Source organism: Allobrachymonas denitrificans DSM 15123, from assembly GCF_900110225.1.
GTDB lineage: Bacteria > Pseudomonadota > Gammaproteobacteria > Burkholderiales > Burkholderiaceae_C > Brachymonas > Brachymonas denitrificans.
Window position 1 is genome coordinate 103,058 of record NZ_FOCW01000001.1, and the last position, 16,099, is coordinate 119,156.

The window sequence follows — 16,099 nt, forward strand, 5'->3', positions numbered from 1 at the left end:
TTCAGGATGACGTCGCTCGAATTGACCCTCTTCTTCCTGCTGGCGGCGGTCTTGGGGGTCGTGATCTTCCGCAGCTTCAAGCTGCCGCCCATGCTGGGCTATCTGGCCGTGGGCGCGGTGATTGGTCCGCACATGCTCGGCATGGTGCAACGCAGCGAGCGCATCCAGCATCTGGCCGAGTTCGGTGTGGTATTCCTGATGTTCGTCATCGGGCTGGAATTCAGCCTGCCCAAGCTGCGCACCATGAAGCGCCACGTGTTCGGCCTGGGACTGCTGCAGGTGCTGGCCACGATGATGCTGAGCACGCTCATCATTCTCGGCATCCGCTGGGTCATGCCCAGCGTCTGGCATTTTTCCTGGCAGGGAGCGGTGGCGCTGTCCGGCGTGCTGGCCATGAGCAGCACGGCCATCGTGGTCAAGCTGATGGCCGAGCGGCTGGAGCTGGATACCGAATACGGCAAACGCGTGATGGGCGTGCTGCTGTTCCAGGACTTGGCCGTGGTGCCCTTGCTGGTGCTGATTCCGGCGCTGGCTGCCAATGACGACGATCTGGGCATGGAGCTGCTGCTGGCGCTGCTCAAGGCGGTGGGGCTGATTGCCATCCTGCTCACCGGCGGCCAGCATGTGATGAAGCGCTGGCTGTTCACCGTGGCGCGGCGCAAGAGCAGCGAGCTGTTCATGCTCAACATCCTGCTGATCACGCTGGGTCTGGCCTGGCTGACCGAACAGGCAGGCCTGAGCCTGGCGCTGGGCGCCTTCATTGCCGGAATGCTGATTTCCGAGACGCCCTACAAGTACCAGGTGGAGTCGGACATCAAGCCCTTCCACGACCTGCTGCTGGGCCTGTTCTTCATCACCATCGGCATGATGCTGGACTGGCACGAGGTGGTGCTGCACTGGGAGTGGGTGCTGGCGCTGGTGACGGTGCCGGTGCTGTTCAAGCTGTGCGTGGTGTGGGGGCTGGCCTATATCCTGGGGGCCAGCAATGGCGTGGCCCTGCGTACCGGCCTGTATCTGGCGCAGGCGGGGGAGTTCGGCTTCGTGTTGCTGAACCTCTCGCTGCACAACAAGCTGGTGCCGGCGCCGCTGTTCAATGCCATTCTGGCCAGCATGGTGCTGTCGATGATCGCCACGCCCTTCATCATCATGTACAGCAAGGACATCGTGCTGCGTCTGGCGGCGAGCGAGTGGATGAGCGAATCGCTGCAGATGACCTCGATCGCGCGGCAGAGCATGGGCCAGAAGGGCCATGTGATCATCTGTGGCTATGGCCGTACTGGGCAGAGCTTGGCGCGCATGCTGGACAAGGAGTCCATTCCGCATATCGCGCTCGACCTGGACCCGGATCGTGTGCGCAAGGCCAGCGCTGCGGGCGAGGCGGTGGTGTATGGCGATGCCTCGCGCGCGCAGGCACTGACGGCGGCCGGCCTGTCACGCGCCAGCGCGGTGGTGCTCACCTTTCTGGATGTGCCGCTGGCGCTGCATGTGCTGGACCAGTTGCGCAAGCTGGCGCCGCAGATTCCGGTGGTGGTGCGCACGCAGGATGACCGCAATCTGGACGCCCTGCGCGCGGCCGGTGCGACCGAGGTGGTGCCCGAAGCCATCGAGGGCAGCCTGATGCTGGCCGGCCACGCGCTGGCGCTGGTGGGCGTGCCCATGCGGCGCGTGCTGCGCACCGTGCAGCAGCAGCGCGAGCAGCGCTATCGCCTGCTGCGCGGCTATTTCCGTGGCGCCAACGAGGAGCTGCAGGATGACGACAGCGAGTACGAAAAGCTGGAAACCCTGGTGCTGGCCGAGGGCCTGCAATGCCTGGGCCAGGTCGTGGATGACATCCGGCCGCTGCTGGACCGCTTCGATGTGCATCTGGTCAGCGTGCGGCGCGCCAGTGGTGCCTCGCTCTCACCGCGTGGCGATCTGATTCTGGAGCCGGGCGATACGCTGGTGCTCAGCGGCAAGCAGGTGGATCTGGCCGAGGTGGAGGATGCCCTCTGCCATTGAGTGCCGATGGCCTCTGCCCGGATTTTCCCGGCGCAGTGCTCAGCGCCAGAGCCGGTAAGGGTTCAGATAGGCGCCACGCCACCAGTTGCGCTCGGGGCCGAGCTTGAAGGCGGCAAAGTGCAGATGGGGTGCTGCAGCGTCGGCATTGCCGGTGCTGCCCACGTAGCCGATCACGTCGCCACGCCGCACCTCCTGGCCTTCCTGCAGGCCTTCGGCATAGCCCTGCAGGTGGGCGTAGTAGTAGCCATACTGGCTGGCAGGATCGAACTGGTATACCGTGATGCCGCCGGCTGCGCTGTTGAACAGCTTGACGATGCGGCCGTTCTCGACGGCGCGCACCGGCGTGCCGGCCGGCGCCATGATGTCAATGGCTTCATGCAGGCGTCCGTTGCTGCGGGACTGGGTGTAGGTGTCCTGCAATTGCGCGGCCTTGACGCCATCCACCGGAATCAGCAGCTTGCGTGCAGCCAGTTCGGCCACTTCGGCGTCAGTGACAGGTGAAATGGCCGGAGCGCTTGCGCCGGACTGGGGGGCGGGCACGGCATTGACGTCGGCAGCCATGGCGGCGGTTGTTGCTTGCGAGGCGCTGGCACCGGTGGACGGACTGCTGGCCGCAGTCGCCGGCGATGCCATCGCGGGCGAGGAAGCGGAGGCTGCCGTGTCCGGCATGAGCGCCCCCGAACTTGCTGCGGAAGCAGGGCTGGAAGCGGCGACACCGGCAGCAACGCCGGATGCATCCGCAGAAGCAGCAGATGCCGCTCCGGACGCAGCAGGGTCCGCAGGCAGCGGCTGTGCCTCCGGCTGCCCGCCCTGTTTCAGCCACCACACCTGCGCGGCATACAGCATCACCCCCAGCAGCACCAGCCAGAACAGCGTACGCCGCAGCGTGACGGCGAGCCAGCTGCGGCGCGGGGGCTGCGGGCGGGACTCCGCAGCAGGATGGGAGGAGGACGGAGGGGGTATCGTGCGTTGCTCGGCCATGCCTGATTATTACGCGCGCACGATCACCTTGAAACCGGGCTTGGCCAGTTGCGCCACGCGGGCCGCGTCCCAGTTGGTCATGCGTACGCAGCCGTTGCTTTCGGTGTGGCCGATCTTGGCCGGCTCGGGCGTGCCGTGGATACCCCAGTGCGGCTTGCTCAGGCCCAGCCACAGATTGCCCACCGGGCTGTTGGGTCCGGGGGCGATGCGCGCCTTCTGGTCGTTCTGGTTGGCCTTCTTCAGCAGCTTGGGGTTGTACATGTAGTCGGGGTTCTTCACTTCATTCTTGATCACCATGGTGCCCACCGGCAGCGGATCCGAGGTGCCACCGATCGTCACCGTAAAGGCCGCCACGATGCTGTTGCCGTCCTCGCCTGCCAGAAACAGGGTATACGCCGACTTGTCAATGCGCACCGAGCCTGCCTTGGCAGGAGCCGGGGTGTCGAGCACATTGGGCACCACGATCTCCGTGCCGGCCTTGAAGGCCTTGCCCGGGTTGAGCGCCGCCAGAAAGCGCGGGTTGACGTGAAACTTCTCGCCCAGCGCCTCCTCCAGCGATTGGTAGTGCAGCGCCTTGAGCTTGGCCTTGTCGGCCATCTTGCGCGGAATGCGGGTGAAGGGGCCGTCTGCGTCCTGGGCCGTGATGGTGTAGCGCGTGAGCGGGGCGGTGGTGTCGGTGCGCAGCGCCTTCCAGGTGTCTGCGTCGATCTGGCCGCTCACCTTGATGCCGCGCGCCTGCTGGAACGCGCTGACGATGCGCTGCATGTTGCGGCCGAAGTGTCCGTCCGTCTCGCCCGTGGAGAACCAGGCGCGGTCCAGCAGGATCTGCGCACGTGCCACGGCCGCCCCCTTGCTGCCCTGACGCAGCAGCGGCGTGTCGCTGGCGGCGTTGAAGGCATCGAAAGCCAGCGAATCGGCTGCCTTGTCGGCGGCTGCGCTCGCTGGGCTGGCAGGCGGCTTGGCCGCAGTGGCAGCGCTTGCAGCCCAGGCTGGCAGACTTACGGCGGCCAGCGTGGCAGGCACGGTAGCGCCCTGCAGCATGAAACGGCGGCGGCTGGATTGCGGGGTGGCGTTCGACATGAAAACTCCTTCTTGTTCGTTCACTGGACTGGCAGCGTGCGCAGGGCGCCGTGCCATCGATGGCCCTGATTGTGCAAACGCTGCAGGGGTACGCCCTGTAGGAACCGGCCGCACCTGCGCGGCAGCCGATTGCCCCTTGTGCCTGTATCGCGCGTTGCATGCAGAGCCCTGTTGAACGACTCAACAGGCCAGGGAATGGCTGGCCTTCACGACAGCCCGCTACACTGTGCACATGCGGCCACAGCGTGCCGATACGTGCCAAGACAGGGAGTGTTGACATGCCTACGAGCAGCTACAACGTGCAGGACTATCTGCGCAGCCACATCCGTACCGTACCCAACTGGCCGGCCCCCGGCGTGCAGTTCCGCGACATCACGCCGCTGCTGCAGAACCCCAAGGTGTTCCGCGTGCTGATTGATGCCTTTGTGCATCGCTACATGGATCCGCACCTGCGTCCCGATGTGGTGGCGGGGCTGGATGCGCGCGGCTTCATCGTCGGTTCGGTGCTGGCGTACGAACTCAACGTGGGCTTTGTGCCGGTGCGCAAGAAGGGCAAGCTGCCCTTCACCACGGTGGAAGAAACCTACGAGCTGGAATACGGCAGCGCCACGGTCGAACTGCACACCGATGCCGTCAAGCAGGGTGACCGTGTGTTGCTGGTGGGTGACCTGATTGCCACCGGCGGCACCATGCTGGCCGGCAAACGCCTGCTGGAAAAGCTGGGCGCCACGGTGATGGAGGGCGCTGCCATCGTCGATCTGCCCGAACTGGGCGGCAGCCAGCGCCTGCGCGATTCGGGGCTGGCGCTGTTCACCCTGGTGGACTTTGCCGGCCACTGAGGCGAACCGGCGGCATTTACAACTTCGCGGGAACTGCACCGCGCCAGGCCGACTCCAAACAGGAACCGGATTTCCGGATGTTTCCCTGTTCCTTCTGCGAGTGGCCCGCCATGTCAGACCTGCCTCTTTCCCCTGCCGCTGCTTCCGCGTGGTTTGGCACGCCCCTGTTGCGCCGAGGGCTGCTGGCGCTGGCCGGTGGCTTGCTGTCCCTGCTGGGCGGTTGTGCCGTCTACAGCTCGGGGCAGCCCGTCCATGATGACTACCGCCAGCCCCTGGTCTATTCGCAGACCGAGCCGGTGCGGGAAGTGGTGACGGTGCGCCCCAACGTGGGGGTGGTATGGGTGCCGGGCGTCTGGGTCTGGGGTGGCACGCGCCACCACTGGCGCCCGGGCCACTGGGCGGGGCGCCCTTCGTACTATGGCAACCGCGCACGCTGGGCCGGCCATCCGCGCGGCCAGCGCTGGCATGCGCCTCGCGCGCCGCGCAGCTCCATGCAGATGCGCATGCGCAGCGGCGGCTGGCGCCGCTGAACCGGGCGCGCGAAGCGCCCGGCATCTCGCCGTCAGTGCGCCGGAGCGCCGGAGCGGATCAGGTGGTCAAATGCGCTCAGTGACGCCTTCGCACCTTCGCCCATGGCGATGATGATCTGCTTGTAGGGCACGGTGGTGCAGTCGCCTGCAGCAAAAACGCCCGGCACGCTGGTAGCGCCACGCGCATCCACCACGATCTCGCCCATGCGGTTCAGTTCGACCGTGCCCTTCACGAAATCGGTGTTGGGCAGCAGGCCGATCTGCACGAAGATGCCGGCCAGTTCCAGCTCGTGCGCTTCCTCGGTAGCGCGATCCTTGTAGCGCAGCGCGCTCACCTTCTGGCCGTCGCCCACCACTTCGGTGGTCTGCACGTTCTTCAGCACTGTTACGTTGGGCAGGCTGTGCAGCTTCTTCTGCAGCACGGAGTCGGCCTTGAGCTCGGGCATGAACTCGAACAGCGTCACGTGCTCGACCACGCCGGCCAGATCGATGGCTGCTTCCACGCCGGAGTTGCCGCCGCCGATCACGGCGACCTTCTTGCCCTTGAACAGCGGGCCGTCGCAGTGCGGGCAGAAGGCCACGCCCTTGGTCTTGTACTGGGCTTCGCCGGGGATGTTCATTTCGCGCCAGCGGGCACCCGTGGCCAGGATCACGGACTTGGCCTTGAGCACGGCACCGTTCTCCAGCGTCACTTCGGCCAGGCCGCCTTCGGTTGCGGGCTTCAGGCTGCTGGCGCGTTGCAGCGCCATGATATCCACGTCATAGTCCTTCACGTGCTCTTCCAGCGCGGCGCCCAGCTTGGGGCCATCTGTGGCCTTGACGGAGATGAAGTTCTCGATTGCCAGCGTATCCATCACCTGGCCGCCGAAACGCTCGGCCACCACGCCGGTGCGGATGCCCTTGCGAGCCGCATAGATGGCAGCTGCTGCGCCAGCGGGGCCGCCGCCCACCACCAGCACGTCGAAGGCCTCCTTGGCGTTGAGCTTTTCGGCATCGCGTGCAGCGGCACCGCTGTCCACCTTGGCCAGCAGCTCTTCCACCGTCATGCGGCCGTTGGCCAGCATGTCGCCGTTCAGGTACACGGTGGGCACGCCCATCACCTGGCGCTCTTCCACTTCCTTCTGGTAGAGCGCGCCGTCGATGATGGTGACCTTGATGTTGGGGTTCTGGATGGCCATCAGGCTGAGCGACTGCACCGTCTCGGGGCAGCTGTGGCAGCTCAGGCTCATGTAGCACTCGAAGTTGTAGTCGCCCTGCAGGTTGCGGATCTGCTGCAGCGTGTCTTCTTCCACCTTGGGCGGATGGCCGCCGGTCCACAGCAGGGCCAGCACCAGCGAGGTGAATTCGTGGCCGAGCGGAATGGCGGCAAAGCGCAGCTGCGTGCTGGTGCCGAGGCGCTGCAGCGTGAACGAGGGCTTGCGCGCGTCGTTGCCGTCGGTGCGCAGCGTGATCTTGTCGCTCATGCCCTGGATCTGCTCCAGCAGGCCGCGCAGTTCGGCGGACGACTGGCTGTCATCCAGCGAAGCGACCAGCTCGAACGGCTGCGTGACGCGTTCCAGATAGGCTTTCAGTTGGGTGGCAAGTTCCTGGTCGAGCATGGTGTTCTCCTTGGGCAAAAAACTGGTGTCAAGAATGTCGGGCCCGGTGGTCAGACATTGTTCAAAGCAGTCTTCGTGGGCACGTTTGGGTAAAAAAAGGCCAGACGGCGCAGCAAACAGGGCTGCGTCGCCGTCTGGCGCTGGGGGATGGCCCGCAGGGGAGCCATCTTCCTTGGAGGCAGATTTAGATCTTGCCAACCAGGTCCAGAGAGGGCTTCAGCGTCTCGGCGCCTTCGTTCCACTTGGCGGGGCAGACTTCGCCCGGGTGCTCGGCCACGTACTTGGCAGCCTTGGCCTTGCGCAGCATTTCGCCGGCGTCGCGGCCGATGCCGTTGTCATGGATTTCGCACAGCTTGATCTGGCCTTCGGGGTTGATCAGGAAGGAACCGCGCAGAGCCAGGCCTTCTTCCTCGATCATCACGCCGAAGTTGCGGGTGATGGTGCCGGTCGGGTCGCCCAGCATGACGTACTGCACCTTCTTGATGGCGTCGGACGTGTCGGCCCAGGCCTTGTGGGAGAAGTGCGTGTCGGTGGACACGGAGTAGATCTCCACGCCCAGCTTCTTGAACTCTTCGTACTTGTCAGCCAGGTCTTCCAGCTCGGTCGGGCACACGAAGGTGAAGTCGGCCGGGTAGAACACGACCAGAGACCACTTGCCCTTCAGGTCTTCGTTGGTAACCTGGAAGAAGCCCTTGCCGGCCTGGAAGGCCTGGGTCTTGAACGGCAGCACGGTAGTGTTGATCAGGGACATCGGTTATCTCCTTGCAATGATGGGTGAAAAAACGAACGGAAGCGGCAGCAGCCGGCTTCATCGTGCACCTGCCTAGAGGCAGGTGTGTGACAGAGAGGCAGTTGCCGTTTCCGAACACAGGGTTATGGTAACGCAGGGTGGGTGATTTGTGGTTTGGATTAAGCTAAGCGCTTGATAGTCTCAGGCTATATTGAGGGGGAGACCTCCACTTGCCGGTGCGCCCATGAATGCTACTTCATGATGGTGCTTGTTTTTTGCTCTGTATAAAGTACAGTATCACGTACATTTGCATTGAACAAAGGAGCCAGCCATGGCCTTCACTTCCCATGACATAGTCCCGCTGTCTCAGGCAAGAGCAAACCTCTCTGACCTCGCTGATCAGGTGAAAGAGGGAGCCGAGAAGATCATCACCAAGAACGGCGAGAGTTACGTTGCCCTCATCGATGCCAAGCGTCTGGACTACTACCATCAGCTTGAGCGTGAGCGGATCCATCTGCTGCTGATTGACGATGCAAGCCGAGGCCTTGCCGATGTTGCAGCGGGCAAGGTCAAGGACGCACGCAGCACGCTGGGTACGATCCAGCGCCGTCGCGCAGCCCGGGCCGCAGGATAAGAAGCGGCATCGTGACAAGCCGGCACATTGTCCAACTCACAGCGAACTTCGAGCGCAATCTTGAGGAGCTGGAAGCCTTCCTGACCGAAGCCGAGGCGCCGCAGGCGTTCGATGCGCTGCTGGATGAGCTGGTGGATATCGTCATCCCCAATCTGGAGAGCTTTCCCGGCATGGGGCGCCTGTTCCTGGAGCGCCCCGTATGTTCCGTGGAGGTGGCCAACAGCATTGCCCGGCTAACCAGGCAACTCGGTGCGCTCGCTACGGATGGCGAACTGCGTGAATACGTGATGGCACATCATGTTGTACTCTATGCGCGGATCAAGGACGTGGTGTATCTGTTGTCGATTCGCCATCAACGTCAACTTTCCTTTGATTTTCAGGCGTTGTGGATGACGGGAAGCTAGAAGAACACTGACGCAAAGCCCAGGCACCGCGTAGTACCATGCACATCACCGTGCAAGGAGGTCATCGTGCCAACTACCCGCATCGAAAACGACTCCATGGGCCCCATCGAGGTCCCAGCCGACCGCTACTGGGGCGCCCAAACCCAACGTTCCGTAGAGCACTTCCCCATCGGCACCGACCGTTTCCGCTGGACGCGCCCAATGGTGCGTGCCCTGGGCATCCTCAAGCAGGCAGCCGCCCGAGCCAATGCCGAGTTGGGCGAACTGCCCGCCAATCTTGCCCAGGCCATTGACGCCGCAGCCCAGGGAGTGATCGACGGCACATTAGACGACCATTTCCCCTTGGTGGTCTTTCAGACCGGCTCCGGCACCCAGTCCAACATGAACGCCAACGAGGTGATCGCCAACCGCGCCATCGAGCAACTGGGGGGCGAACTGGGCAGCAAAACGCCCGTGCATCCCAACGACCATGTGAACCGCGGCCAGTCGTCCAACGACACCTTTCCCACCGCCATGCATATCGCCGTGGTGGAGCAGTTGCAGGAGCGCCTGCTGCCCGCCGTGCGCACGCTCAACGCCACACTGCAGCAGCGCGCGCAGGCGTTCGACGATATCGTCAAGACCGGCCGTACGCACCTGCAGGACGCCACGCCGATCACGCTGGGGCAGGAGATCGGCAGCTGGGTGGCGCAGATCGATCAGGCGCTGGCAGGCGTGGAGCGCTCGCTGGGCGGGTTGTATGCGCTAGCGATTGGCGGCACGGCCGTAGGCACGGGCCTGAATGCCCATCCGCGCTTTGGCGAGACCTGCGCCGCGCATATCGCGCGCATCACCGGCCAGCCCTTCCATGCGGCCGAGAACAAGTTTGCCGCCCTGTCCGCGCACGATGCGCTGGTGGATTGCTCCGCCAGCCTGCGCACGCTGGCCGGGGCGCTGTTCAAGATGGCCAATGACGTGCGCTGGCTGGCCAGCGGCCCGCGCTGCGGCATCGGCGAGTTGCGCATCCCCGAGAACGAGCCGGGTTCCTCCATCATGCCGGGCAAGGTCAACCCCACGCAGTGCGAGGCACTGACCATGGTGTGCGCACAGGTGTTCGGCAACGATGCGGCGGTGGCGTTTGCCGGCACGCAGGGCAATTTCCAGCTCAACGTCTACAAGCCGGTGATGGTGCACAACGTGCTGGAGAGCATCGCGCTGCTGGCCGATGCCAGCCTGGCCTTCGAGCGCTACTGCGCCGCCGGTATCGAGCCGGACCGGGCGCGTATCGCAGCGAATATGGAGCGCAACCTGATGCTGGTGACGGCGCTCAATCCGCACATCGGCTACGACGCGGCCGCCAAGATCGCCAAGCATGCGCTGGCGCAGGGCAGCACCCTGCGTGAGGCGGCGCTCGAGCTGGACCTGGTCACGCCGGAGCAGTTCGATGCCTGGATGGACCCGATGGCCATGGCCAGGCCGCATCAGGCACGCTGACGCAGCGCTCCCCGCACCAGCTTGCGCAATTCGCCGTGCCACAGCACGGTGCTGGCCATGACGGCGCACCAGCCCCATTGCGCCAGCGTGAGCGGCGTGGTGCCGAAGGCGGTGTTGAGCCACGACACATGCACCACCGCCACCTGCAGCAGCACCGACAGCAGCACCGCGCCCCACAGCCACGGGTTGCTGCCCAGGCCACGGAAGGCGCTGCTGTCTTCCGAGCGCACGTTGAAGCAGTTGAACAGCTGCGCCAGCACCAGCACGGTAAAGCCGGCGGTGCGTGCCGTGGTCAGGTCCTGACCGCCTTCCAGCAGGCCGCCGGGCAGGAACCAATCGATCGTCAGCAGCGTGGCCAGCGCCATCACCAGCCCGGTCTGGATAACGCCCGACCACATGGCGCCATCGATCACGCGGTCGCCCAGCTTGCGCGGCGGGCGGCGCATGGTGTTGGCGCTCGGCGGGTCCATGCCCAGCGCCAGCGCCGGAGCCGAGTCGGTGATCAGGTTGATCCACAGGATCTGCGTGGCCAGCAGCGGCAGCACCAGCGCGCCGGCCGGGCCGTGGCCGTCGGCTGCGGTCAGCCCGATCACACCAGCGCCGATCACGCCCAGAAACACCGTCAGCACCTCGCCCATGTTGGACGACAGCAGGTAGCGCAGGAACTTGCGGATGTTGCTGAAAATGCCCCGCCCCTCGCGCACCGCCTGCACGATGGTGGCGAAGTTGTCGTCGGCCAGGATCATGCGCGCGGCTTCCTTGGTCACCTCGGTGCCGGTCACGCCCATGGCCACGCCGATATCGGCCGACTTGAGCGCTGGTGCATCGTTCACGCCGTCGCCCGTCATGGCGACGATGTGGCCATCGGTCTGCAGTGCCTCCACGATGCGCAGCTTGTGCTCGGGCGCCACGCGCGCATACACGGAGGTGCTGCGCACCGCCTTGGCCAGCGCGGCATCGCCGAGCGACAGCAGTTCGTCCAGCGCATCGCCGGTCAGCACCGTGTCGCCGGCTTCGATGATGCCCAGATCGGTGGCAATGCGCTGCGCGGTGCGCGGGTGATCGCCGGTGATCATGATCACGCGCACGCCGGCGGCACGCGCCTCGGCAATGGCCTGCGCCGCCTCGGGGCGCGGCGGGTCGATGATGCCGACCATGCCGGCCAGCACCAGATCGTGTTCCAGCTCGGGGGTGGGCTGCGCGGGCGCATCCTCCGGCAGCACGCGATAGCCCACGGCCAGCGTGCGCAGTGCATCGCCCGACATGGCCTCGATATCGCGCTGCGCCTGCTCCACATGCGTGTCTTCCAGCGCCTGCACGCCATCGCCCACGCGCACATGGGTGCAACGCTGCAGCAGCACGTCGGGCGCGCCCTTGGTCACCAGCAGGGTGCGTTGCTGCTGCTTGTCGCGCACGATCACGGACATCAGCTTGCGCTCGGAGTCGAACGGAATCTCGGCCACGCGCTCGAAGCGCTCAGTGCGCGCACCATCCACGCCCAGCTTGCGTTCGGCCACCAGCAAGGCGGCCTCGGTCGGGTCGCCCTGGATTTCCCAGTTACCCTCGCATTCGCGCAGCGTGGCATTGCTGGCGAGCGAGCCGCCGGTCAGGATGGCGCGGTGTTCGGAATGCAGCGGCCCCTGCTGCAGCTCGGCGCCCTCATGCTGCACCTGGCCTTCGGGCGCATAGCCCACGCCAGTCACATGGCTCTCGCCGGAGGCGCTGGTTACGCGCTCCACCGTCATTTCGGATTTGGTCAGCGTGCCGGTCTTGTCGGTGCAGATCACCGAGGCCGAGCCCAGCGTCTCCACCGAAGACAGCTTCTTCACGATGGCCTTGTGCTCGGCCATGCGCTGCACGCCCAGCGCCAGCACCAGCGACAGGATGGCAGGCAGCCCCTCGGGCACTGCGGCCACGGCCAGCGACACTCCAAACAGCAGCGCCGTCACCACCCCCTGCAGCGTGTGCACATGCCCCACAAACAGCAGCGTGCCGATCACCGCCACCGCAATCACGATCACCGCAATGCCGAGCATGCGGCCGATATGGCGCACTTCCTTCTGCAGCGGGGTGTCGTCTTCCTTTTCGGCGGCCAGCATGTGGGCGATCGCGCCCATTTCCGTGCCCATGCCGGTGGCGGTGACCACCGCGAGGCCGGTACCACCGGCCACGGCTGTGCCCTTGTAGACCATGTTGAGCCGGTCGCCCAGCGAGGCCGGGGCTTGCAGCACCGCAGCATCCTTCAGCACTGCCTCGCTCTCGCCGGTGAGCGAGGCTTCCTGCACACGCAGCGCGTTGGCCTGCAGCAGGCGCGCATCGGCGCCGATGGCATCGCCTTCGGCCAGCACCAGAATGTCGCCTCTCACCAGCTGCTGGCTGGGCACGCGCATCAGTTCTCCGTCGCGCATCACACCGGCAGTCACTTCCGTCATGCGCGCCAGCGCTGCGGCGGCATTCTCGGCCTTGGCCTCCTGCAAATAGCCGATCAGGGCATTGAGCAGCACCACGGCCGCAATCACGATGGCATCCACCGGCCAGCCGGCATAGCCCTCGATGGCCCAGGCGCCCAGCGTGATGGCAATGGCTGCCAGCAGCAGGTAGATCAGCGGATCATGGAACTGCCGCAGGAATTTGCGCCAGCCCGGCACCGGGGCCTGCGTATCCAGCGCATTGGGCCCGTCCTGCGCCAGCCGGCGGGCGGCCTCGGCGCTGTCCAGACCGCGCGTCTGGTCGGTGCGGGCCTGCTGCAGCACGCTGTCGGCAGGCATCAGGCTCGGGTCGTCCTGCCGCAAGGGCGGTTCGGCGGGGGCGGGTGTCTGCGCGTCGGGCTGCATCAGTCGGGACTCTCCTCGGTTCGGTGTCTGCCGGGGAGTTGCCCGCCGGGACGCAGGCGGTGGTGCAAGGGCTGCATGTCAGCTCAGCTCCTCGAGCAGGGGATCGGTAGCCTCCAGTTCGTAACTGGCGGCCAGCATGGCCAGCCGCGCCACCACGCCGTACATGTAGAAGCGGTTGGGCGCGCTGGCGCCGGGCTTCTTGCCCGGTTCCGGCAGCAGGTTGCTGTCGTCGAAGGCCAGCGGCACGTAGCGCGCGCCGGGGGCGTTCAGGTTCTCGTCGATGCCGCGATGCGCATGCACGCGGTAGAAGCCGCCCACCACATAGCGGTCCAGCATGTAGACCACCGGCTCGGCGACGGCATCGTTGATGCGCTCGTGCGTCAGGATGCCTTCCTGGATGATCACGTTGCTGATCGGCTGGCCGCCCTGGCGCACCGGCACCACCTTGCGCACGCGCTCCTCCAGCGCGTCCAGATCGTGCATGTCGCGCACCGTGGCAATGCCGATGCCGGAGGTGCCGTTGTCGGCCTTGACCACCACGAAGGGCTTTTCCTGGATGCCGTATTCCTTGTACTTGCGACGGATGCGGCCGAGCAGGGAATCGGTATTGCTGCGCAGGCAGTCCAGCCCGGTGCTGTTGTTGAAATCCACCTCGCCGCACTGGTTGTACATGGGGTTGATCAGCCAGGGATCGATGCCCAGCATCTTGCTGAAGCGCTTGGTCACTTCCTCGTAGCTGGCAAAGTGCCGGCTCTTGAGGCGCACATGCCAGCCGGCATGCAGCGGCGGCAGCAGGTACTGCTCATGCAGGTCTTCCAGAATGCCGGGGGCGCCGCTGCTCAGGTCGTTGTTGACGAGGATGGTGCAGGGATCGAAGTCCTTCAATCCCAGCCGGCGCTCGCTGCGGATGACCGGCTCGAGCAGCACGCTGCCGCCGTTGGGCAGGGCAATCTCGGTCGGTGCCTTGATGTCCGGGTCGATCGAGCCCACGCGCACATTCAGCCCGGCCATGCGGAAGATGCGCACCAGTTGCTCGATATTGCACAGGTAGAAGGTATTGTCCTGGCGGTGGTTTTCCGGAATCAGCAGCAGGTTGCGGGCTTCCGGGCAGATCTTCTCGATCGCGGCCATGGCGGCCTGCACCGCCAGCGGCAGCATGGGTTCGCTCAGGTTGTTCCAGCCGTCGGGGTAGAGGTTGGTGTCCACCGGCGCCAGCTTGAAGCCGGCATTACGGATATCCACCGAACAATAGAACGGCGGCGTATGCTCCATCCACTCCAGCCGGAACCAGCGCTCGGTGGCCGGCATGGAATCGATGATGCGTTGTTCGAGCTCGTTGATGGGGCCCGTCAGGGCGGTCACGAGGTGGGGAACCATGGGGGATCCTGTTCAGTGGGAAAGGGCATCTTACCGCGAACCGGCGGCAGGAAAGCCGGTTTTCCGGTGTGCCGATGCCTCGTTGCGCGCGATCCTGCCAGATGGGGACGTGCGCGCCGAATCCAAGATGCCGCCCCGGAAGGGGCTTCAGCGCTTCCAGTAGGAAGGCAGCAGCAGCGCGAAAAAGCTCAGCAGCTCCAGTCGGCCCAGGATCATGCCGATGCTGCAGACCCAGATCTGGAAGTCGGTCAGCACCGCGTAGTTCGAAGTCGGCCCCACCTTGGCCAGACCCAGCCCGGTACAGTTGATGCTCGCCAGCGTGGCGGCAAAGGCGGACACCAGATCCAGATCACTGGCCAGCAGCAGCAGCGTCATCACCAGCACCGTGGCCACATACAGCACCGTGTAGGCCACCACGGCGCGCACGATGTGATCGGGGATGCGGTTCTGGCCGATGCGCGGCGGCTGCACCAGGCGCGGGTGCACCATGCGCTTGAGCTCGTGCCGTGCCTGCTGGAACAGCACCAGCACGCGCAGCGTCTTGATGCCGCCTCCGGTGGAGCCGGCGCTGGTGGCAAAGCTGGACAGCAGCAGCATGAACATGGGCGCAAACGGCGGCCACACCTCGAAGTTGGTGATGCCGTAGCCGGTGGTGGTGGCAATCGAGATGGTGTGGAACATGCCGTAGCGCAGCGCCTTCAGGGGCTCGTAATGCCCCTCCAGCCAGATCACGAAGGACACCAGCAGGCCGCCGCCGATCAGGCTGATCAGCGTGATGCGCAGCTCGGGGTTCTTCCAGATGATGTCGCTGCGCTGCTTGCTGATGGCGGAAAAGTACAGCGCGAAGTTGGCACTGCACAGCAGCATCACCGCGATGGCCACGGACTCGATGGCGGGCGAATCGAAATAGGCGAAGCTGGCATCGTGCGGCGTCAGGCCGCCCAGGCTCACGGTGGTGAACATGTGCATGATGGCATCCATCGGCGTCATGCCGGCCGCCCAGTAGCCCAGCGCGCACAGCGTGGAGATGCTGGCATACACCAGCCACAGGCCCTTGGCCGTTTCGGCAATGCGCGGCGTGAGCTTGGTCTCCTTCATCGGCCCGGGCGATTCGGCGCGGAACAGCTGGCTGCCCCCCATGCCCAGGAAGGGCAGCACCGCCACCACCAGAATCAGGATACCCATGCCGCCCAGCCACTGCAGAAAGCAGCGCCACAGGTTGATGGACACCGGCAGCTTGTCCACGCCGGACATGACGGTGCCACCGGTTGTGGTCAGGCCCGAGGTGGCCTCGTAGAAGGCATGCGTGAACGACATGGGCTGCCCCAGCGCGTGCATGCCCAGCAGCAGCGGCAGCGTGGCGAACAGCGGCAGCACGCTCCAGGTCAGCACCACCAGCAGCACGCCGTGGCGCGGCTGCAGTTCGTCGCGTGCCGAGCGTGCCGACAGCCAGAGCAGGCCACCGGCCAGCCAGGTGAAGCTGGCGGAACGCAGGTGCACCAGCAGCATGCCGTCTTCGAATAGGGCGGATGTGCCCAGCGGCAACAGCATGGTTGCCGAAAACAGCATGATCAGCAGGCCGAGCAGCCGGAGAACGGGAAGCACATCACGCATGGCAGGC

Annotated in this window: 13 protein-coding genes; 6 read left to right on the forward strand and 7 right to left on the reverse strand. The window is 65.3% G+C overall.

Annotated elements, in window-relative coordinates:
• The first annotated feature begins 6 nt into the window (after positions 1-6).
• The gene (locus tag BMW28_RS00460) at positions 7-1,998 is read left to right on the forward strand and encodes a monovalent cation:proton antiporter family protein (RefSeq protein WP_091812736.1); all 1,992 of its coding nucleotides are present in this window, start codon (positions 7-9) and stop codon (positions 1,996-1,998) included.
• A 39-nt stretch (positions 1,999-2,037) separates the two neighbouring features.
• Here the strand turns inward: BMW28_RS00460 and BMW28_RS13060 are convergent, their stop codons facing one another.
• Together BMW28_RS13060 and BMW28_RS00470 are read right to left on the reverse strand one after the other, a co-directional pair.
• Positions 2,038-2,979: a M23 family metallopeptidase gene (locus BMW28_RS13060; RefSeq protein WP_234969911.1), complete on the reverse strand. Its 942-nt coding sequence runs from the start codon at positions 2,977-2,979 to the stop codon at positions 2,038-2,040.
• Positions 2,980-2,988: 9 nt separating this feature from the next.
• Positions 2,989-4,059: a L,D-transpeptidase family protein gene (locus tag BMW28_RS00470; protein WP_234969912.1), complete on the reverse strand. Its 1,071-nt coding sequence runs from the start codon at positions 4,057-4,059 to the stop codon at positions 2,989-2,991.
• Positions 4,060-4,337: 278 nt separating this feature from the next.
• Here BMW28_RS00470 and BMW28_RS00475 point away from each other — a divergent pair, with 278 nt between their 5' ends.
• Both BMW28_RS00475 and BMW28_RS00480 read left to right on the forward strand, forming a co-directional pair.
• Positions 4,338-4,898: an adenine phosphoribosyltransferase gene (locus BMW28_RS00475; protein ID WP_091812738.1), complete on the forward strand. Its 561-nt coding sequence runs from the start codon at positions 4,338-4,340 to the stop codon at positions 4,896-4,898.
• 110 nt (positions 4,899-5,008) lie between these two features.
• Positions 5,009-5,428: a YXWGXW repeat-containing protein gene (locus tag BMW28_RS00480; RefSeq protein ID WP_091815263.1), complete on the forward strand. Its 420-nt coding sequence runs from the start codon at positions 5,009-5,011 to the stop codon at positions 5,426-5,428.
• Between the two features lie 32 nt (positions 5,429-5,460).
• On the opposite strand, the gene ahpF is transcribed toward BMW28_RS00480, so the two are convergent.
• Complete coding sequence (gene ahpF, locus BMW28_RS00485; RefSeq protein ID WP_091815265.1) at positions 5,461-7,026, reverse strand: alkyl hydroperoxide reductase subunit F; 1,566 nt, start codon at positions 7,024-7,026, stop codon at positions 5,461-5,463.
• 184 nt (positions 7,027-7,210) lie between these two features.
• The gene (gene ahpC / locus BMW28_RS00490; RefSeq protein ID WP_091812740.1) at positions 7,211-7,777 is read right to left on the reverse strand and encodes an alkyl hydroperoxide reductase subunit C; all 567 of its coding nucleotides are present in this window, start codon (positions 7,775-7,777) and stop codon (positions 7,211-7,213) included.
• 310 nt (positions 7,778-8,087) lie between these two features.
• Between ahpC and BMW28_RS00495 the strand changes: the two genes are divergently transcribed.
• From BMW28_RS00495 to fumC, 3 genes are all read left to right on the forward strand, one after another.
• The gene (locus BMW28_RS00495) at positions 8,088-8,390 is read left to right on the forward strand and encodes a type II toxin-antitoxin system Phd/YefM family antitoxin (protein ID WP_091812742.1); all 303 of its coding nucleotides are present in this window, start codon (positions 8,088-8,090) and stop codon (positions 8,388-8,390) included.
• A gap of 8 nt (positions 8,391-8,398) precedes the next feature.
• Complete coding sequence (locus tag BMW28_RS00500) at positions 8,399-8,794, forward strand: type II toxin-antitoxin system RelE/ParE family toxin (protein WP_407640935.1); 396 nt, start codon at positions 8,399-8,401, stop codon at positions 8,792-8,794.
• A 66-nt stretch (positions 8,795-8,860) separates the two neighbouring features.
• Positions 8,861-10,267: a class II fumarate hydratase gene (gene fumC, locus BMW28_RS00505; RefSeq protein WP_091812745.1), complete on the forward strand. Its 1,407-nt coding sequence runs from the start codon at positions 8,861-8,863 to the stop codon at positions 10,265-10,267.
• On the opposite strand, the gene BMW28_RS00510 is transcribed toward fumC, so the two are convergent.
• The 3 genes from BMW28_RS00510 to BMW28_RS00520 form a co-directional block, all read right to left on the reverse strand.
• Entirely contained in the window at positions 10,255-13,101 is a 2,847-nt protein-coding gene (locus BMW28_RS00510; protein ID WP_200785684.1) for a cation-translocating P-type ATPase, read from the reverse strand. The two genes, fumC and BMW28_RS00510, sit on opposite strands and share 13 nt — an antisense overlap.
• 78 nt (positions 13,102-13,179) lie before the next feature.
• Entirely contained in the window at positions 13,180-14,478 is a 1,299-nt protein-coding gene (gshA, locus tag BMW28_RS00515) for a glutamate--cysteine ligase (RefSeq protein WP_091812748.1), read from the reverse strand.
• A gap of 147 nt (positions 14,479-14,625) precedes the next feature.
• Positions 14,626-16,092, reverse strand: a complete 1,467-nt coding sequence (locus BMW28_RS00520) for a TrkH family potassium uptake protein (protein WP_091812750.1) — start codon at positions 16,090-16,092, stop codon at positions 14,626-14,628.
• Between the last annotated feature and the right edge of the window lie 7 nt (positions 16,093-16,099).